This window comes from Lichenibacterium minor, from assembly GCF_004137685.1.
In the GTDB taxonomy this organism is placed as follows: Bacteria; Pseudomonadota; Alphaproteobacteria; order Rhizobiales; family Beijerinckiaceae; genus Lichenihabitans; species Lichenihabitans minor.
Genome location: NZ_QYBB01000002.1, coordinates 387,353 through 406,880, shown reverse-complemented (window position 1 = coordinate 406,880; position 19,528 = coordinate 387,353). Strand labels below are relative to the sequence as shown.

At 64.2% G+C, this 19,528-nt stretch carries 16 protein-coding genes, 1 tRNA gene and 2 pseudogenes; 14 read left to right on the top strand and 5 right to left on the bottom strand.

The window, feature by feature from the left end; genetic code table 11:
* Positions 1-32: 32 nt before the first annotated feature.
* From D3273_RS04005 to D3273_RS03965, 8 genes and pseudogenes are all read left to right on the top strand, one after another.
* A complete protein-coding gene (locus D3273_RS04005; RefSeq protein WP_129223705.1) occupies positions 33-470 on the top strand; it encodes an RbsD/FucU domain-containing protein in 438 nt (145 codons plus the stop codon).
* Positions 467-1,339 (top strand): amidohydrolase family protein, encoded by an 873-nt coding sequence (locus D3273_RS04000; RefSeq protein ID WP_129223703.1) that lies wholly within the window; start codon positions 467-469, stop codon positions 1,337-1,339. Before D3273_RS04005 ends, D3273_RS04000 begins: the two co-directional genes overlap by 4 nt.
* 965 nt (positions 1,340-2,304) lie before the next feature.
* Positions 2,305-3,413 (top strand): annotated as a pseudogene (locus D3273_RS03990) (IS630 family transposase).
* Positions 3,414-3,665: 252 nt separating this feature from the next.
* Positions 3,666-4,076, top strand: coding sequence for a DUF6538 domain-containing protein (locus tag D3273_RS03985; RefSeq protein WP_129223701.1), 411 nt, complete (start codon positions 3,666-3,668; stop codon positions 4,074-4,076).
* Positions 4,070-4,990, top strand: coding sequence for a tyrosine-type recombinase/integrase (locus tag D3273_RS03980; protein ID WP_129223699.1), 921 nt, complete (start codon positions 4,070-4,072; stop codon positions 4,988-4,990). The genes D3273_RS03985 and D3273_RS03980 overlap by 7 nt, the downstream gene beginning before the upstream one ends.
* A 22-nt stretch (positions 4,991-5,012) precedes the next feature.
* Entirely contained in the window at positions 5,013-6,107 is a 1,095-nt protein-coding gene (locus tag D3273_RS03975) for a toll/interleukin-1 receptor domain-containing protein (protein ID WP_129223697.1), read from the top strand.
* Between the two features lie 882 nt (positions 6,108-6,989).
* A complete protein-coding gene (locus D3273_RS03970; RefSeq protein WP_165359370.1) occupies positions 6,990-7,910 on the top strand; it encodes a class I SAM-dependent methyltransferase in 921 nt (306 codons plus the stop codon).
* 262 nt (positions 7,911-8,172) lie between these two features.
* Positions 8,173-8,757, top strand: coding sequence for a recombinase family protein (locus D3273_RS03965; protein ID WP_129223693.1), 585 nt, complete (start codon positions 8,173-8,175; stop codon positions 8,755-8,757).
* Positions 8,758-8,769: 12 nt separating this feature from the next.
* On the opposite strand, the gene D3273_RS03960 is transcribed toward D3273_RS03965, so the two are convergent.
* Positions 8,770-9,249, bottom strand: coding sequence for a GNAT family N-acetyltransferase (locus D3273_RS03960; RefSeq protein ID WP_129223691.1), 480 nt, complete (start codon positions 9,247-9,249; stop codon positions 8,770-8,772).
* Between the two features lie 993 nt (positions 9,250-10,242).
* Here D3273_RS03960 and D3273_RS03955 point away from each other — a divergent pair.
* Together D3273_RS03955 and D3273_RS03950 are read left to right on the top strand one after the other, a co-directional pair.
* Complete coding sequence (locus tag D3273_RS03955; RefSeq protein WP_245500971.1) at positions 10,243-10,692, top strand: hypothetical protein; 450 nt, start codon at positions 10,243-10,245, stop codon at positions 10,690-10,692.
* Positions 10,689-11,507: a ParB/RepB/Spo0J family partition protein gene (locus D3273_RS03950; protein WP_129223687.1), complete on the top strand. Its 819-nt coding sequence runs from the start codon at positions 10,689-10,691 to the stop codon at positions 11,505-11,507. The genes D3273_RS03955 and D3273_RS03950 overlap by 4 nt, the downstream gene beginning before the upstream one ends.
* A gap of 456 nt (positions 11,508-11,963) precedes the next feature.
* Here D3273_RS03950 and D3273_RS03945 read toward each other — a convergent pair whose 3' ends face one another.
* Positions 11,964-12,566 (bottom strand): hypothetical protein, encoded by a 603-nt coding sequence (locus D3273_RS03945; RefSeq protein WP_129223685.1) that lies wholly within the window; start codon positions 12,564-12,566, stop codon positions 11,964-11,966.
* A 183-nt stretch (positions 12,567-12,749) separates the two neighbouring features.
* Positions 12,750-12,824, bottom strand: a tRNA-Gln gene (locus tag D3273_RS03940).
* 23 nt (positions 12,825-12,847) lie between these two features.
* On the opposite strand from D3273_RS03940, the pseudogene D3273_RS29915 reads away from it, so the two are divergent.
* The 3 genes and pseudogenes from D3273_RS29915 to D3273_RS29025 all read left to right on the top strand — a co-directional run.
* Positions 12,848-13,231: pseudogene (locus D3273_RS29915) on the top strand (transposase family protein); the annotation flags it as partial.
* A gap of 25 nt (positions 13,232-13,256) precedes the next feature.
* Positions 13,257-13,412, top strand: coding sequence for a hypothetical protein (locus D3273_RS29030; RefSeq protein WP_245500970.1), 156 nt, complete (start codon positions 13,257-13,259; stop codon positions 13,410-13,412).
* Between the two features lie 18 nt (positions 13,413-13,430).
* Positions 13,431-13,760: a hypothetical protein gene (locus tag D3273_RS29025; RefSeq protein ID WP_245500969.1), complete on the top strand. Its 330-nt coding sequence runs from the start codon at positions 13,431-13,433 to the stop codon at positions 13,758-13,760.
* Positions 13,761-14,052: 292 nt separating this feature from the next.
* Here D3273_RS29025 and D3273_RS03930 read toward each other — a convergent pair whose 3' ends face one another.
* Positions 14,053-14,937 carry an urea carboxylase-associated family protein gene (locus D3273_RS03930; protein ID WP_129223681.1) on the bottom strand — a complete coding sequence of 295 codons (885 nt, stop codon included), beginning with the start codon at positions 14,935-14,937 and terminating at the stop codon, positions 14,053-14,055.
* A 578-nt stretch (positions 14,938-15,515) separates the two neighbouring features.
* Positions 15,516-16,616: a GDP-mannose 4,6-dehydratase gene (gmd, locus tag D3273_RS03925; RefSeq protein WP_129223786.1), complete on the bottom strand. Its 1,101-nt coding sequence runs from the start codon at positions 16,614-16,616 to the stop codon at positions 15,516-15,518.
* A gap of 704 nt (positions 16,617-17,320) precedes the next feature.
* Between gmd and D3273_RS03920 the strand changes: the two genes are divergently transcribed.
* On the top strand, positions 17,321-19,432 hold the full coding sequence (locus D3273_RS03920) for a GumC family protein (RefSeq protein WP_129223679.1): 2,112 nt from the start codon (positions 17,321-17,323) through the stop codon (positions 19,430-19,432).
* The last annotated feature ends 96 nt before the right edge of the window (positions 19,433-19,528 follow it).

The following is a 19,528-nucleotide window of genomic DNA, read 5'->3' as shown; positions in this document are numbered from 1 at the left end:
GGAGCCCCTCCGACATCGCCAAAGGAGATCCCGTGCTGAGATCCATCGATCCCCTGCTCAACGGCATGCCGCTGTCCATCCTGGATGACTCGGACCACAGCAGCGACATCGTGATCGCTGCCGCGAACTTCCCCGCCATCGACGTCGCGCGCCGCCATGTCGAGCTGACGGGCGGTCCCGCCGACCGCGTGCTCGAAGCCCTGCTGAGCGTCCTGCCGTTCGACGACCTTGTGGAGGCGCCGAGTGCCCTGATGGTAGCGCGCAGCGAGGCCGAGCCGATGTACACCGACTTCGGCCGGTTCATCGAGGCCACCGAGGGACTCAGCGTCAAGGTTGAACGGGTCGATCCGGACGCCCTCATGGCGCGGGCGCGGGCGGAGGACTCGGAAATCTCCAGCGGCGACCGACGCCCCTACGACAACCTCATCCTCCGCAAGGGGGCCCTCCGCCACGAATCAGGTGCGGCGTGAGCGCGCCGGACACAAGGGCCCCGGCGCTCGTCGTCGACGCTCATCAGCACTTCTGGCGTATCGCGCGGGGAGATTACGGCTGGATGGGACCCCATGTCGCCCCGCTGCTGCGAGACTTCCTGCCCGGAGATCTGGCGCCCCTGATCAGGCGGGCCGGCGTCGCCCGCACCGTGCTTGTCCAAGCCGCCGAGACCGACGCCGAGACCGATTTCCTGCTCGACCTCGCGGAGGCCACGCCCTGGGTGGCCGGCGTCGTCGGCTGGGCCGACATGGAGGCCTCCGGTTTCCCGGAGCGGCTCGCGGCGCTGCGCTCCCGGCCGAAGCTCGTGGGTTTGCGACCTATGCTTCAAGAGATCGATGACGACGCGTTCATCCTGCGCCCGCGTGTGCTCGAGCATCTGGCCCTCGTGGCGGACAGCGGGCTCGCCTTCGACATCCTCGGTTTCACCCGTCACCTACCTCACGTGCTGGAAGCCCTGCGCCAGACCCCCGGTCTGCGCGCCGTGATCGACCACGGTGCCAAGCCCGAGATCGCCGCCGGCACGCTGACCCCCTGGTGCGAGCGCATCGCGGCGGTGGCGGCCATGCCAGGGCTGCATTGCAAGATTTCCGGCCTCGTCACCGAGGCTGATCCATCCGCCTGGCGTCTCGACGACCTTCGCCCCTATGTCGACCACCTCGTGACGTGTTTCGGCCCCGATCGACTCATGTGGGGTAGCGACTGGCCGGTTTGCACGCTGGCAGCGAGCTACGGTGAAGTCAGCAACGCTGCTCGTGCGCTGCTCGCTCCACGGCTTGGTCCATCGGAAATGAAATCGATCTTTGGGGAGAATGCAGTCCGCTTCTACCGCTTGGACGCTTTAAATTGAGCGGAAGAACATCCTCGACGATCTCTCCATCGGCATGTCCGGGGACCTCGAATGCGCCGTAGCGTCCGGCTCGACAAGCGTTCGCATCGCCCTCGCCCTAATTGATGCGAAATCTGAAAATACTCTAAGCAAGGTCCTGCAGTCACTTCATATCATGATGTATGATTCGGCCTATCATCAAAGGCTTTGTGGCTGGTGCACCGTGGGCTCCGGCCTTCATGGATCCCGATTGATCGAGCCATTCGGAGCGACGGACCTCACGATCATTCACTATCCTGCTTCTGGCGTATCCTCGCTGTTGGCGTTAGCGCCTTTAGAGAAATAGATTTGGTTGCGGCCGACTTCATAGAAATATTTATTGATTTTTATCTCAGTCGCGGATAGGAAAAAAATATAATATATTTTCCTGCCAGGCTATCTATAAAGCAGTGAGTCTTGTTACAGATTATACTTATAGGCGCATCTCCTGTCGTAATTTTTTCTGAGCAGTCTTTGCAGCGAAATCCCCTCAATCGAGCGTCTCGTGCTTTCCACAGCGCTCACCTTAGGATGTATCGCGTCCGACGCTATGCCTCCTTACTGTCCTGAGCGACCAACCCAACAGTGATGCCTTGCCTTTTTCGGCATCTTGATGGCGCTCCGTGCTTTGTACGGTTGGCATTTATATGAAATATGCAATTTCTAATTTACCTCTTGAGAGAAGGACGCAAAAGTCATCGCATGGACCGGGCTGACTGAAGTCGCGACGGTCATCACTGTGATGCCCACCACTGCTTTTCACCAAAAAACAACATAGCATAATTATAAATATATAACCGGAACGAGAACTCTTACATTCTGGAGAGAAGCGCTCGGTTTACTGTCATCATGGGCTGCGACTTGGTTCTGGAATGTGGCGAGTCGATTCTTAGTGCTCTGAACCAGTCGGATGGCTCACAGCGGGCCTGGGGTGTGCGCGTCTGGGGCTGAGGTCCCAGACCGTATCGCTTGTTCTGACGGCGCAGACCCGAGACGCCCTGCGGCCGGATCGTCGACGACCGCCGGCGGCCTCTCGCCCCCTGTCCTGCGTCCCCGGATCGTGCTGCTGTCTGACGAGCGCCTGCCCGTGTTGGAGGTGGCCTGTCAGTCTGGTGTCGGCCGCCCGACGGTGTGGCGGTGGCAACAGCGCTCTGCCGAGGAGGGGCTGGACGGCCTGCTGCGCGACAAAACGCGGCCGTCCGGCAAGTTCGCCACGCCGCAGGACGAGGTGCAGGCCGTGCTGGAACGCACGCTCACGGGCGAACCGCCGGGCGAAGCCACGCACTGGACGGGGCGCGCCATGGCGGCCTTAAGCGGGCTGTCGCTGACCAGGGTGCAGCGACCACGGTGCAGCGGATCTGGCGCTCGCACCACCTCCAGCCCCGGCGCGTACGCACCTTCAAGCGCTCGACCGATCCGCATGTCATCGTCAAGCTCGACGACGTGGTGGGGCTCTACATGGCGCCGCCGCGCCACACGATCGTGCTGTCTGTCGACGAGAAGAACCGATCCAGGCGCTCGATCGCACGCAGCCGGGACTGCCGCTCAAGCCCGGCAAGTGCGCGACCTACACCCACGACGATGTCCCGCAACGGCACCACGACGCTGTTCGCGGCGCCGAACACGCTGGAGGGCACAGTGTTCGGCCGTTGCGCGCCATGCCACCGGCTTGGGGAGTTCATCGCCTTCCTCGACCAGATTGAGGACGCCGAGGCCGGCCGGCCAGGTGATCCACACCGTCATGGACAACGATGCCACCCCAAGCATCCCGAGGTGGTGGCATGGCTGGCCGACAACCCGCGCTGGACATTCCACTTCATGCCGACCTCGTGCTCCTGGCTCGATGCCGTGGAGAGCTTCTTCTCCAAGCTGACCCGGCAGACGCTCCATCGACGACCTCATCGCCACCATCGACCGCTACATCGCGAGCACCAACCACGATCCCAAACCTTTCCTGTGGACCGCCTCAGCCGCCAGCATCATGGCAAAGTTCAAGCTGAACCAACCGAATGGCTCAGAGCACTTACTTTCTATGCAAGCTCAGGTCTTAAGGTAACTTGCATCGGTTCAACGGAGCAGCGTTTCAGCGCAGGTCTGAAGCGGCATCCCATCAGCCGGGTCAACATGTTAGTAGGTTACGAGCACATCATGCTCGGTAACTCGCCCGCGTTCAGGATTGGCTGGGGCGGGAGGGGCATCAGCTTGGGACCCACTAAGGCTATGATGTCACTCTGAACGCTTGCCTTTTCGGCGCTCGTTGGTGTACCGAACTGGTGTACCGATGCGGTACTGAGAGGCATCGAACCCCATGCGGCAGGATCGTCAGTACCTCGAAAAGCATGGGGCTCAATGGCGCGTTCAGATGAAGGTGCCGGAGAAGCTGAGGCCCATCGTCGGCAAGGCGCGGTTGGTGCTCCCTCTCCATACGGACAGCCTCGCCAACGCGAACCGGGACAAGCACAAGCACATCGCTGCCTTCAAGGCGCAGCTAGCGCAGGCGGAGGCCGAGCTTCGGCGGAAGGGCGGTCAGCCTGCCTCGCCGCTGATGGAGGACGCCCTACAGTGGCGAGAGGCGATCCAAGCGGACGATGACGAGGGCCATGCGAAGCACGCCCTGGAATACCGCTATGAGGAGGTGCAGCGTTCGGATGGGCCGGAGAAGGCCGGGGAGTTTGCCCAGGTGGCCCTAGGGCTGGCGACCCCTTCGGCTCGATGGTGAACGCATGGCTGGCGCATGAGCCAATGAAGCCTCGGCAGCAACTCGACTACCGCCGCGCCGTGAGCAAACTTGAGGCATGGCTGGGCAGGGTCAAGCTTCCCGCCATCATCGAGCCCTTCACGCGCAAGCTCGCGGGCCGCTACGTTTCGGAGGGGTTCGTTGGCGAGGGGACCCACTGGCGGACGGCAAACAAGGATATTGCCTGTCTCTCCTCCTACTGGAAATTCCTTGAGGGGAAGGGCTTCGCCACCGAGAATGTGTGGACCCGGCAGTCGGTGCCAGAGCGCCGGACGCCCGTGGACGAACGTAAGCGCCCCTTCACGGATGCCGAGGTGCGAACCCTGCTGGCGGGTGAGGCTCCGGCCTTCCTCAAGGATGCCATCACCATCGCCGCCCTGTCCGGGATGCGCGTGGAGGAGATCGCCCGGCAGAAGGTCGAGAGCATCCGCGCCGGGTGCTTCACCGTGAGGGACGCTAAGACTGAGGCTGGCAATCGCAGCGTTCCCATTCACAGCGCCCTTGCAGGGATCGTGGAGCGGCGTTGCAAGGACAAGGCTCCCGGTGACTACCTGTTCCCGGAGCTGCCCACACCAGCCCCCGGCAGCGCCATCGAGCGGTCCCAGAAAATCGTCAAGGCATTCACGAAGTACCGCCGCAAGCTCGGGGTGGACGACGTGGTGGCGGGCGCGCGGCAGTCCCGCGTGGACCTCCATTCCCTCCGCAGGTGGTTCAGCAAGAAGGCAACGGACGCCCTGAATGGGGGCGCCGCGGGTTTCTCGCCTTGGACCTTGGCGGACGTTATGGGGCACAATGCGGAGAAGATGCCGCTCGGCATGACCATGGCACATTACCCAGGGCAGTCCGATGTGGACACGCGGAGAGCCTGTGTGGAAGCTGTGAGGCTTCCCGCGTGAGGCACTGAAAAGGGAGGTATGTTTGATCTTCTATCTTTCAAGTAAGGCCAGTAGCTATCTGGTGCGGCTCCATAGAGAATACGAGCGAGAGGGAAACACCCTAGAGCGAGACATCATTGCAGGTTGTCGGTCATTCGTGGTCGAGGAAACTACCTTCGATAACTGGAATGGTGGCACATACGGGCATGATCTTCGGCTGTATGTTCCACTGGAAATTCTTGAGCAGATACCGATCCGAAATCAGGAGGGTATAGCTGATAGAATTTGCTCTGATTTGAACGTTCTCTGCCAGCATGTTCCTAACGAAAGTTGGAATGCTGTTCAGATTGAATTATCTGATGAAAATGATCTCGCCTATCAATCAGCTATTCCTTTCAGCAATCGCCCACCTGTTGATCCGGCAGCGTTGTCGATTTGGAAAGCTGGCATGGTCAGATTATTTATCAGTCATCGAGATGCTTACAAAGGTCCCGCCAATCAACTCGCCAGCATTCTAGAAGGATTTGGTATTAGCTCGTTCGTAGCTCATGATACTATAAAGCCCATGACGGAATGGCGGCTAGAAATCATGCGCGGCCTGGAAACAATGGAAGTAATGCTGGTCTTCCTGACGAATGATTTTCAGGAAAGCACCTGGACAAATCAGGAGGTTGGTTTTGCGATAGGTGCGAAAAAGCCAATCATCAGTCTTAAGCTGGAAGGTAAAGATCCTCCTGGGTTCATAGGTCACGAGCAGGCCTTGAAAGGCAGGATGGATGATTTAGAGGCAGTGGCTCCCGCAGTTTACTCTCTCCTCGGTAAAGCCTTAAACGCACAAGCTCGATTGCAGGAAGGGCTTGTTACTTCTTTCTGTGAGTCTCCCGACTTTTCCGAAACTCGGGACAGGTTCAATCGTCTCAACGCTGCCGTAACACGGCTCGAAGACACGCAGCTTGAAAAAGTCATCGAGGCATACGCTAAGAATGACCAGCTCCACAATTCGATCTGGCTGGGCAATGATCGCAAAAGGCTACAAGGTTTTCTCGACAGAGTTACAGACCAGAGAGTTGAAGTCCGTCAAGCAGACATCGTTAAGCGCCGCGCTAAACCCCTGACGGAGGATGATCTTCCGTTCTGAAAGCGGATGCGGCGTTGACCGGGGCCGTTTGAAAATACCAAAAACTTTCGAGCCCCCTTCGATCAACGACACGCGCGCGCCTCCCCCCGTGCCCACCCGCGGTGACGCGCAGCCGGGCGCTATACTAAGGCTAGCGCGGGCGCACGGATAGAGCACGCGGGAGCATCGCGTGGCCGGGCGCGGTAGGAGGTCGGCCCTCCGGTGAACCCGCTCTGTCCCTCTCCGGTCTCCTGCCCTGGCCGCTGAAGGCCGTCCCCGAGGCAGCCGCCACTACCCCAGCCCTTCGCCAGGATCGACGCTCAGGGACTCGGCAGAGGCCGCGCTGTGCCCTGTCGCTGGCCCTCTCGGGGTTCACCCTCGGGCTTGCCGCCTGGGGAGCGCTGGGGCTGACCTGATGCCGCCCGAACGGCCCTGATAGCTTCCTGCCGTGCCACCAGCGGCTCAAGCTCGGGATCGGCCTGGGGCCGGCGGGGTTGGGGCGATGTCATGCGGAGCGCCGTAGCGGGTCCGCCGCGGTGCCGCATTCACGGATGACAGCCTGCGGCATCACAATCCCGTGTCGGGCCGCTCCGGTGGCCGCTGAAGGCTGCCGTTGTGCCGAGGTCCCTTCGCAGCACCCCGGCCCACCATCCTGCCCAGCGACTCTGCGGGGCCAGCCTGGGACACGTTGGCGGGGACGGGCATGGCGCGATAGGAATGCTCTGGCGATGTCTGATCCCGTGTGGGGCGAAGCCATGCGTTTTCCGCAGTCTCGTGTGGGTATACCTCAACGGAGCACGGCGTCTCGTTGGGGTATCGTTGAGCCTGCGAAAAGCGTGAATTTGGCCAGATTGGGCGCTCTGATTTAGGCTATTCTGACCGCCTTGCGGGATGGAGCGCCGAATGGACGAGAACACGAGAGTGATCCTGCTGATGGCGGGACTACCCCGGACGGCCAAGGTGATCGAGATCGGCCCCAGCCTACGCCCCCTGGCCCCTAAGCGGGACGGCTGGAACGTAACCATCGTCGATCACACAACCCGCGCCGGGCTGATAGCGAAGTACCACGGGGATCCCGCGGTGGACCCGGACGTCATCGAAGAGGTGGACCTTGTGTGGCAGGGCGGGGCCCTGACGGACCTCGTGGGAGAGGCGTCCTGGGGCACCTACGACGCGTTCATCGCCAGCCACGTCATCGAACACACAACGGACCTCGTCGCCTTCCTTCGGTCCGCTCGGGTGCTTCTGAAAGACGAGGGCGTCGTAATTTTGGCGTTGCCGGACAAGCGCAAATGCTTCGACGTATTCCGCCCCGTGTCCACCACCGGGGACGTGCTGGAGGCTTTCCTCCAAAAACGGGACAGACACACGATCCGAACCCACTTCGACTTCTGCATGTATCATGCGAAGCGCAACGACAATCCTGGGTGGCATTTAGGGGAGCAAGGGGCGCCCGTCATGCCCTACCGGATAAGGGATGGACTGGTCGTCGCGACCTTTGCAGATAGAGCGGAGTACGTCGACGCCCATGCTTGGACGTTCACTCCGTCCAGCTTCGAGCTGATGATCCTGGAGCTGCGCGCCATGGGTGTCCTCTCACTGTCAATCGAGAGGACAGAACAAGCCTATTATACCGAGTTTTTCGCTTGGCTACGGCCTTGTGAAGAGATAGAGGACGACGAAACGGTGCATGGTTATCGAAGAGGTTTGCTGGAAAGGGTAGCCCTGGAGCAGGCCGAAATAGCGAGGCAAATAGCAGGAAGTCCTCTGAACTCCCTAGATACTTTGAAAGCTGGACTTCAAGAATTACTTCAGAAAATCTAAAATTTCACCGCATCGGTGTTGGCAATCTTCGGATGAAGGTCAGCCTACTCCGACACCCGCGAAGCCATCTGGAAAAGACCGGCTATGTATGGAACGTGGAGGTGGACGGCTATCTGGTGCCCGCACCGGTTGTGCTCATTTAGGTATACCCCAGCGAGGCGATGCGACGAGACACTTTTTACGTCTCACATGGGTTGACTTCGGGCTTTCGAGACGGCATCTAGGGACGGTCTAGAGCCTAACGAGACAGCGAGCCCCCGAGATGACCCGCACCGCCTCCGCACCTGCCGCCCACGTCTATGGCTACGCTCGCGTGTCCACCACGGATCAGGACCTCACCATACAGCGCGAGGCGTTGAAGGCCGCAGGCTGCACCATGATCCGTGAGGAGATGGTGACGGGGACCACGCGCGAGGGGCGGGCAGAGCTTGCCGTGCTGATGGACTTCCTGCGGTCTGGGGACACGCTGGTGGTGACGCGCATCGACCGGCTGGCCCGTTCCATCGGCGACCTTCAGGACATCGTGCGGGCGCTGCGCGCCAAGGGGGCTCACCTCAAGGCCACGGAACAGCCGGTGGACACCAGCACCGCGGCAGGCAAGGCGTTCCTCGACATGCTGGGCGTGTTCGCGGAGTTCGAGACGAACTTGCGGAAGGAGCGGCAGTTGGAGGGCATCGCCAAGGCCAAGGCGGAGGGCGTCTACAAGGGCCGCAAGCCGAGCATCGACGTGGCCCAGGTGCGGGCGTTAGGGGCCGAGGGGCTGGGCGCTACGGCCATCGCGGAGCGGCTGGGGATCGGCCGGGCCAGCGTCTATCGGGTGCTGGCGGGGAAGGCGGAGGCAGCTTGAGGGCCTTCGCCGTCACGGGCGGAGCACCTTCCGCATCTCGAAATTTTCCACAGGGCTGCCGCACTCGGTCCCCGGATAGCGGCGGTGATCTGTCCATCCGCGGTGCAGGTAGAAGGCGCGGGCACGTTCGTTGAAGGCGCGGACCTCAAGGCGTGCGTAGGCGTGAGAGCGGGCGATGACGGACTCCGCATCGTCCATGAGCTTCGCCCCAATGCCCCTTCCCCAAGCCTTGGGATCGACGTGGACATCTTCGATGCAGTCCGCATCGACATGGCTCATCCCGACCAGGACGCCATCGCATGTTGCGACGGTGAAGGACGGCCAACCGTCTTCAGCGTGGGTCTTCGCAGGGTTGCAGGAGGCGAACATCTGCACCGCCTCGAACGGCACCTCCGGAGCCCATGCCACAAGCCATGTGCGTTGGAGCAGGCGGACCAGCGCTGGCACGTCTACCTGTGCGGCTGGGCGGAGTTGGACGGTTTCGAAACTCATTCTGCAACGTCGCTAACCGGAGGCGTGCTGGGATGCCGAGCTGGTAGCTCGCGGGCTTCGGCTAGTCACTAGCCAGCTAGGCAGAACGGAACGGAATAGCCGACAGGTTGCCCCTTTCGCTTTCATGGAGCCCGTCTGGTGTGCTCGAAGCGACTTCGACTTTCTAGACCTGCCAGACTGCAAGCATCTTTCCTAGGTAGGATAGAAGCAGAAGCTAATTCTCCGGACGAAGCAAGGAACATACTTGCGTCCACTGCCTAGATTGAGCTAGTAGGGACTTGCGGCCAGCGAGTGACGCGCGGCGCGGATCAGGAACAGCAGCCATGTCGATCAATGCAGTTAGCGGGACTGCGCCCGTTTACTCTCCCTGTGCCCGTTCGTGGGCCTTCGATGTCCCGTTCATGGGGTCCATCGACGTGACGTGGAACGGGATCACGTTGGGTCGGACATGGTTCGATACTGCCGGTATCGGGTCGGAGACGATGAACGGCGGGGCCGAGGTGTGGGCCGGACGGCTGCACTTGGTCGCTTGCCGTGACACCACCATCCGGCCGGATATCCGCACAGTGGCCCTCGCTGCCTTCGCAGTGGCCGAGGTGGTTCGCTGGTGCTGGTAGCGTCACAGGCCACCTAGGAAGGCCGTGGACTGCTATTCAGCAACGGACCCCATCTTCCCACGCCCGAGTCTGTCTGGTCGGGGAGGGGCGCAAATAGACGCCCTGAAAGCCTCGCCAGCGTCACAGGCGGCAACCTTCACAACACCACAGGATCAACATGGCGAGACACTGCCGGTCCCCCGGCTGCACTGCGGAGGCCACCCAGTACGGGGCCTACTGCACTTCCCACAAGAGCACGCTCCGCAGGCATGGCGATGCGGACCAACGTGGGATCACGAAGGCCGACCTTAAGGCCCCGCTCCGGGCCATCCGGGGCCGCATCGAGCGCAACAGCGGGAACCCCGTATGGGGTCAGAGCGAGGGCCGATGGCGGGAGGTGGTCGGCCATGCCCGCGCCGTGCTGGCCCGCCAGGGCGCAGGGAGCGCCTACGCCAGGCAGGCCGCCAGCGAGACGGTGAAGCTGGCGGAGGCCGTCGAGGCGAGGGAGATCATGGCGACTGCCTTTGCCGTCTACCTCATGGCGGATCAGCAGCCCCGGCGGTTCCTGTCCGACACTGCCTTCCGGGTCCAGCTTGTTCGGCGCCTTCGGGGCCTCACGGAGGCCAACGCCGGGACGTGGTTCGATCACAAGACGGGACGGACGAAGCGGGTCTATCGCGAGCTTCCTCCGCAGGCCGCCGGGGTGATGGGCGAGTGGATCGCCAAGGCCTTCGGGGCGGTCGGGCTGTTCCTCGCCAGGATGGATCGGGAGCAGAGGGAGGCCGCAGCGCTGAAGGCCGATGCGGACCGGGTGAAGATGGCGGAAGCGTTGGAGGCGTTGCAGTGAGCGGGATCGAGAACACCGGGGCGGAGAAGCCCGAGCCCGACGAGATGGAAGCGGCGCTGCGGACGTTGGAGGTGAAGGCCAGCGAACCCCGGCCGGCGGTGCTGCCGAACGCGCTCCCCATCGCCGCCATCGAAAGGCTTGAGGTGGTGTTCCAGCCCCGAGGCGAAACGGAGCAGCACATTATGGAGCTTCGGCGAGGGCTCAAGCGAGATGGCTTACTGGCACCGCTCACGGTCTTTCAGGCGGGCAGCACGACCTACCTCGTGGACGGGCACCACCGATGGACGGCCTACAAGCGGGAGCGGTTCGCGGGGCCCGTGGCGGTGGCTTACTTCGAGGGATCAGCAGAGGAGGCGGTGACGTTCGCCGGTGAGGTGAACAGTCAAACCAAGCACCCCATGACGACGCGGGAGAAGACGGACTATGCTTGGCGTCTCGTGCGGTGCGGACGCTACAGCAAGGCTCGAATGGCGCGAGCCTCTGGCGCAAGCACTGGTACGATAGGAGAGATGAGGAGGGTGAAGGTGGCTCTTGGAGCCGAGGCGAACGGCTACTCGACTTGGATGCAGGCCAAGGCTGCGGGGCGAGGACGTGTCGCACAAAGGACGGAGGATGAGTGGGAGGCCGAACAGCAGCGGAGAGCGGAGGAGATCGCGGGCAAGCTCCACGGCATGTTCTACAACAAGCTCGTGAAGAACACCGACGTTGCAGCGATGGCGTTCGCCAGCCACTTCGGCAACCAACTCGGTCAGCTCGTGCGCGACTTGAGGCAGTACGTCGAAGAGCCCGAGGAAGACGAAGACTCCGATTTCTGACGAACCCTGTGCATCTCCCAACGGTGCAATCTGCACAGGGGGAGCTTTCTAACGGCAGCATAAGCTGACCATAGATGCGACAGGTTGTCTCAATGCCATCGAGGCTCAATCAACTTGAGCTAACCCGCCCACTCTGAGAGGTTGCATCTCCGCCTCGGAGTTGAAGATGCCCCGTACCCTCGAAGCTGACATTCTCGTGCCGACGCTCAAGGGGCTGGCACTTCATGGCTGCATGGACACACCTGCGAGGCTAGCCTACCTCCAAGGAGTGATGACATTATCTGCGGATGATAACGTCATTCTCGAAGACAGGAACGATACCCGTTTCAGTCAGATTGTCCGAAATCAAGTCTCGCACCGTGCCGACGTGGGGAACATTGTGGCTGATGGCTACGCGACATACGACCCGGCTCTGGGCCTTTGCATCACAGCGAAGGGCCGAGCCCTGATCCGTCGCTAGCCGCTCTTCGAGAACTTGGCCTTATACCCGGGCTTGAACCATTTCAGCTCTGTACCCCCGGGGGCATCCTTGTCCCACACAAACCACGCATAGGCGGTGGTGCCTGAACCTTGGGCCGTCATTCCTGCCGGGTAGAAGGTGATCCTCTCGGAGAACACCCAAACCCGACTAGGAGGCCGCTCTCCGAAAATGGTACGCGCCCGGTTGGCACCTTCGAGGAAGGCGAGCCGAAGCAGGAGAGCAAACTTGCGCTCTGCCGATGCAACCCCACTCGCCACGAAGCCCTCCGCAGCGTTGTAAGGCGGATTGGTCACGATGTTCGCGGCCCGGCGACGTGGGGCAAGGAAGTCGATCCCAGCCTCTCCAAACCCGCGGTCATACAGGTCAGAGCTAGTGACTAGCTGGCCCGTCTTTTCGAGGACCTTCGACATCGCGCCGTTCCCGCAAGCGCTCTCCCAGACCTCACCGTTGAACTTTTCGTTATCGATGAGCGCGTAGGTTGCCCACGCGGGGGTCGGGAAAAAGTCAGGGCCAGCGAGATCCGCAAACCGCTTTGCGGTCGGCTTGAAGCCGCCGTTGAGATTGTATGTCGCGTCCATGGCCCAGCCGTAGCGCGCCGGAGTGCGAGGGGGAAGCGCGAATATGGGGATGAGTCAATGGGCCACCGCGGCTAGTCGGCGGCTTGGCAGGGGTACCAGCTGGTGTACCGCATGGTGTACCAAGGCCGCTGGCAGGCTCACTAACTGCCTGCATTAGCTTCACTTTTCGACTGTCAACAGAGTTGGCTGGGGCGGGAGGGTTCGAACCTCCGAATGGCGGAATCAAAATCCGCTGCCTTACCACTTGGCTACGCCCCACCGGGATCGAGGCTCGATGAGCCATGGCCGGTCTGATTCAAATCATAGAAGGTCCCCACAGCACGGGCAAGCGCCGAGCGGCGCGGCGCCAGGGCGATCGCCTCGGGTTGACGGTCTGGAGCGGGGGTGCGGCCCGAGTGAGGGTGGGGTCTCCAGGGATGGCTTTCGATGCTTTGAGCCGTCCATGTCCCGTCCGAGCCCCTGCTCACCGCCGTTTGTTGGATCACGCCGCCGGACGGCGCGACCCGCGCGAAGGCTGGCGCGTGGTGTATCCGCTGCGGGAAGTCCTGCTCGTGGCGCTCTGCGCCGCGCTGTGCCGCGTGGACGACGTCGCCGAGGTCAAGCTTTGGGGCGAGGCGCGGCCGGAGTTTCTGCCCTGTTCATCTGCCGTTCGAGCGCGGCATCCCGTCCCACGACACGCTCAAGGACGTGGTGCAGGTCATCGACGCGGAGCTGTTCAATCTGTGCTCTGCCGAGTCGGTCGACCCGCCGCGCGACGACCGGCCCGACGCCATCGACGGCAAGACGTCGCGCCACTGCCCCGACACGGCCAGGGGATGCGGGTCGCTCCATCTCGTGTCGGCCTAGGCAGCGCGTCAGCGTCCGGTGCTCGCCCAGGAAGCGACAGGCGCCAAGTCGAACGAGACCCCGGCCATCCCGCTGCGGCTCGAACGCCTCGAACTGGCCGGCGCCGTCGTTACCATCGATGCCATGGGTCGCCAGACCAGGATCGCACAGAAGATCCTCGACATCGGGTTCTATGGGAGCCTGTGCCGCCTCGGATCCGGGAACGGTCTCCAGCATATGGCCACCGTCCGCCACATCGCGCTCGATCTCATGCAAGGCCCCAAGGACGAGCACGGCCTCGAAGTCCAGCGCAAATCGGCCGCTTGGGATGATGCCTGCCCTGGAGCCCTCATTCACCGGACAGTCTGATACGAGATCCGGCTGATCAGATCGGGCCGGGCCAGGGCAAACCGAGGCCGGTGCAGTCACGCTGGTCTCGCACGACACTCTTCGCACGATTGCCCAGCGGGATCATCCCCGAGATCCGAATCCGGTGCGACGTTGCTGATCGACTGCATCGCAGCATGCCTGTTCACCCGGGTGTCCGCGTCCCATGGCGTGGGCGGCCCGACCTCGGGGCAGCGTCCTTCGACGGGTCCACAGCAACACCGGCGGTCAAAGTTTCGGCCGCGGGCGAGCGCGGGCGCCGGGCCCGTCCCGGTCAGGGGCTGGCGACGTCGGACGGCGGTCGCTCCCCGTGCGTCCGAGGGTAGGCGCTCGGCTCCGGCCTTTCCAGCCCCGCGAGGGCCGCAGGATCGGGGCGGAAGATCTCGACCCTCAAGGGGTGGCAGGCCGCCGCGTCGCTGGAATGGCTCGACCCGCAGTCGCCGCCGGGGCACGCCGACAAGGCGCCCAGCAGGTCGATCTCGGCGAAGAATTCCAGGAAGTCGCCCGGCCGCACCGGGCTGGCCTTCATGAAATAACGGTGCGTGTCGCGGGTGAAGCCCGTGCACATGAACACGTTCAGGACGTCGTGGAGGTGGTGTTCCACGTCGCGCGCCGGCCTGCCCAGCCTGGCGCCGAGGGCGCGGGCGAGGTTGGAATGGCAGCAATGGTGGTAGTCGCCGCCGTGCAGGAGGCGGTTGGTGTAGGGGTCGCAACGCGTGCCGATGACGTCGTGGACGCCGCCGCCATCCTCGTCGAAGCCGTACCATCCGAGGGTGTCGTGGGTGATCGTGGCCAGCGGGCGGAGAAACGGGAGCCCGCTCCAGAGCCTGTCGCCGACGCCGACATGCGTCCCGTGGAGGGCCCGCGTCTTGCCGCTGAAGAACCCTTCCGACAGGTCGGCGGAGTTCCAAAGGTTGAGATCCCCGACCTGCGGGCCCCCGACGCTGACGATGCGGCAGAAATGCCCTCTCGGCACCTCGAAGCAGGCGGCGTCGCGCGGGGGCACCACGACGGCGTCGACGAGCGCGAGGGTTCGCCGGGCGTCCAGCAGCCGCGCCATGTCCGGGCTCGGCAGCGTTTCCACGGGGTAGACGACGACGGCCGGCCTCGAACGGCGGGCTGCGGCGTCGGACGGTTCGTCGGGCCTGGATGGCGTCATCGCGCGCTCGCGTCGGGGATCAGGTGCACCGGCTTCGACCCGCAGGGCTCGCCCGATCGGACCGGGATCCCGTCGGGCCGCTCCGCGCCCGGACGTCACCGCGACGTCCCGGGCGCGATGTATGGGATCCCGCGTCGACGGGCACAAGCCAGCGCTCCGCCGCGCAGGACCGAAGCGGTCCTTCTAGGGGCTGCTTCTCCCGGCAATCGGCAGCAAGATCGGCCGGACGGCGGCCGTGCTTTCGGCCTGAAAACCCGCCGGTTGATGGATCGCGATCGATTGTCCCAAATCGCACGACGTCGTCCCCGTGCCGACACGAGCGAGCGATGTCGGTGCTGGGGATCGCTCGCCGCGATGCAGCGACAAGACTGTGGCGATGGGACGTCTTTGGTCCGCCCGTCGCCGAGCCGATACAGCATACGGTCGTCGTGTCCGCTTCCACGCCCCGTGACGCTGGCGGTCGACGCTCATGATCGCAGGCCAGAGCGAAGGCGCACCGCCGCCCTCGCGGCGTGAGCCGTCAGGGACGTCCCCTCGTCCATGACGGCTGGCATGGGCGCGCATCCGCAGGACCGCTGTCAGCGCTGGGCGTTTGTGGGGAGCCCGGTTTTGCCGCCGTCGGCGAGCTCGGCGGCCATCATTTCGGACACGAGATCTCTGAAATTGGTGACGTGGCTCCATCCCATCTTCTGTTTCGCCTTGGTCGGATCGCCCAACAACAGATCGACCTCGGTCGGGCGGAAATATTGGGGATCGATCGCCACGATCTCCCGCCCGCTGGTTCGATCGAACCCCTTCTCGTCGATGCCGGCACCCCGCCATTCGACATCGACCCCGACATGGGAGAAAGCGGCTTCGACGAATTCCCGCACCGAATGCGTTTCACCGGTCGCCAACACGTAATCATCGGGCTCGGACTGCTGGAGCATCAGCCACATGCCTTGGACATAGTCCCGCGCGTGCCCCCAATCGCGCTTGGCGTCGATGTTGCCGAGAAAGAGGCGGTCCTGGGTCCCGTTGTGGATCGCCGCGACGGCACGCGTGATCTTGCGCGTCACGAATGTTTCACCCCGCAAAGGGCTCTCATGATTGAACAAGATCCCGTTGGACGCATGCATGCCGTAGGCCTCACGATAGTTCACCGTGATCCAATAGGCATAGAGCTTGGCGGCCGCATAAGGTGAGCGTGGGTAGAAGGGCGTCGTCTCGCTTTGCGGGACTTCCCGCACCTTGCCGTAGAGCTCGGATGTCGAGGCCTGGTAAAAGCGCGTCGTCTGCCCGAGCCCCAGGATCCTCAAGGCATCGAGGATGCGCAGCGTTCCGATCGCGTCGGCGTTGGCCGTGTACTCGGGGGTTTCGAACGAGACCTGGACATGGGATTGCGCAGCCAGGTTGTAGATCTCATCGGGACGGACCTGCTGAATCACGCGGATCAGGTTGGTCGAGTCCGTCATGTCCCCGTAGTGCAGCACGAGGCTGCGGTCGGCCACGTGGGGATCCTGGTAGAACTGCTCGATACGCCCCGTGTTGAAGCTCGACGAACGGCGTTTGAGGCCATGAACCACATATCCCTTTCCGAGCAGCAACTCGGTCAGGTAGGCGCCGTCTTGCCCCGTGATCCCCGTAATCAGCGCCGTTTTCTGACCGTTCACGGACCGTCCCTCACCTGATTGCGCCATCTCGATCTCCGGATTGTCGATGATCCTCTCGGACGGAGCATGGATGGACGGCGGTGAATGCCCGTTTAAGACCAGCGGTCGCAACTCCCGGATGCCGGCCGGCGCGGGTGCGCGCCGCCGCTCCTGCGGCCCGACCCGACATCGAGCGACGGACATACCGATACACCTCCATCGCGTTGCGCCGTGCGGGCGGCGGCGCGCGCTCGCCAGCGGTCAAGACCTTCGATCGCCGACGCGAAACCAGCACCGACCTTCCCGGACGGAAGCACACGGCATGCATCGACAGATTCCGACGGCCCCGAAACGGTCCAGACCGAGGCAGATCGCGCTCGCGTGAAGGTGCCGGCGAAGACGGGACACCCGAACTGAAGCCACGCGCCAATGCGGGCTGCATCTCGTGACCCCGATGTTTCTTCACTGTTTTGAAGGTTTTTGCGCGATCGAGAGGCCTCACCTGATGGCGATCTGGTCCGGGTCGACGGGGGTCTACCGTCGGGTCCAGAAGCGCGCCGATTAAGCGCTTGTTGGCCATTCACGCCCTAATGTCGCGAAAGACCCGGGCGTGGACGGTGGGTGGTGGGCCGGCGGCCGTCTGAGACGGCGGCCGCCACCTCCGGTCGAGCTCGGCACGAGCGGCACGACCGATCGAGGGCGGCCGGAGAGCCCTCGCGACGCGAGCGGACAGGTTCGACCGGGGGCGGACGATGGCGTTGATAGCGGACCACGATCACCACAGGCGCGACCCGCTCGCGCTCGAGCTCGCTCGGGCCGAACCCGCGCCCGCGCCGGCCGCGCCCTGGTTCCTCGACCCGCGGGAAGTCTGGTACGTCCTAGGCCTTCGCTACGCGACGGTCCTGGTCCCCCTCTGCCTCGTGGTCGGCCTCGCAGTCGCGGCGCTGCTGATGCTGCCGGCCCAGTACACTGCGACGGCGCAGATCCTCATCGACCCCCATGGCGTTCAGGTCACCAAGGACGACCTCAACCCGCCCTCCCAGACCAGCGACGCGAGCCTCCTGCAGGTCGACAGCGAGATGCTTGTGCTCTCGTCCGACGACGTGCTGCGGAAGGTGGTCAAGCGCTTCGATCTCGCGCAGGACAGGGACTTCGCCGGCGGCACGACACTCGTGTCGCGCGCCCTCGACGGCGTCGCCGGCCTCTTCGGCCTGGCCCACGCCCCCGGCGACCCCGAACTCGCCGCCCTGCGGAGCCTGCGCGAGCGCGTCAGCGTGCAGCGCTTGGAGCGCAGCTTCGTGCTGTCGCTGTCGGTGACGACGGACAGCCGGGAGCTGTCCCCGCGCCTCGCCCAGGCGATCGCCGACGCCTACATCGAGGTCGAGGCGCAAAGCCGCGCGACGGTGGCGAGGGAGGCCGGCGACGCGCTTTCGAGCCGCCTGGGCGAGCTCCAATCCGCCCTGCGCGACGCCGAGGATCGGGCGCAGGCCTTCAAGACGGCGAACAATCTCGTGGGCACGCGCACCCAGCTCGTCAGCGAGCAGCAGCTCGGCCAGCTCGGCGACCAGCTCGGGGCGGCCCGAGCCCGGGCGTCCGAACAGTCGACTCGGCTCAACGAGATCGAGGCGGCCCGCAAGGTCGGGCTCCCGCTCGACACGCTGCCCGAAGTGCTCCAGTCCCCTACCGTTTCGGCGCTCAAGGCCCAGCTGGCCCAGGCCGAGCGCGTGGTCGTCGACATCTCGGGCACGTTCGGCGCCCGGCACCCCTCGCTCGTGGCCGCGAAGGCGCAGGTCTGGGCGGCCCGCCAGCAGATCGACACGGAAGCGAAGCGCATCGTGGCCGGCCTGCAGAACCAGTACAAGGCCACGGCCGCCGATGTCGCGTCGCTGTCGCGCAGCATGGGAGACAACAAGACGACGGCGATCGAGGTCAGCGACGCCATGGTGCGCCTGCGCGAGCTCGACCGGCAGATCGACGCCCGGCGCGGCGTCTATGAGACGGCCCTGACCCGGGCACGCCAGCTACAGGAGCAGCAGCAGGTCGGCGCTTCGGCGACGCGCGTGATCTCGCCCGCGACCCCGCCGGCACGCCGCAAGGGCTTGTCCGCCGCAGCCTTGCTGGCGAGCGCGGTTGCCATCGGCCTGGCCCTGGGCGTCGCGGCGGCGTTGCTGGCCGAGGGGGCTGCAGGTCGGGTCCGCACGGTCCGCCGCCTGCGTCAAAGGCTCGGCCTCGCTGTCGCCGGCGCCATCCCGCCGACCGGCAGCGGCGCCGCTGCCGAAACGCGCCAGGACCTCGCCCTGGGCCGGCTGAACACCTCCCTCGAGTCGCTCGCGGCTCCCGGCCGTGTCCGCGTGACGGTGGTGACAGCGGCGGACGCCGTTTCGCGCAAATCGGTACTGTCGCTTCAGCTCGCCGCCCTGGCGGCCGCCGAGCATGGCCGCGCGCTGCTGGTCGATGCGGATCCGGACGGCAGCATGATGGCCGACATGCACCTGCAGGTGATCGCCGCGCCGACGCGGCTCGGGGACGTCCGGTCCGCCGAGCCGGAGCGCCGTCTCGTCGACTTCCCCGGCCTGTCCTTCCTCAGCGCGGGGCGCGACGCCCCCCGTTTCGACCCGCGCGTAACGGCCGACCGCATCCTCGACGAGGCCGGTGGACGCGACGCCGTGGTGGTGAACGCCGGCACCCTCGGCGCCGACCTGTTCACGGACCGTCTGGTCAACGATCCGCGCGTGTCGCTGGTGGTGCTGGCCGTGAGCGGTGAGCGGAGCGCCTTCCCGACCATCGAGCGTGCCCTGCCGGCGACGGCGCGCGGCCGTTCCCCCGTCTGCGTCCTCCTCGACGCTTCCCCGCTCGATGCCTGACCGGCCTGTGCTGGCGCGGCCGGCCGCAGGGCTCGCCACCGCAGCCGGCACGATCGGGACTGGGAGATGCCAAGACACCGGGAGTCGAGGCCCGCG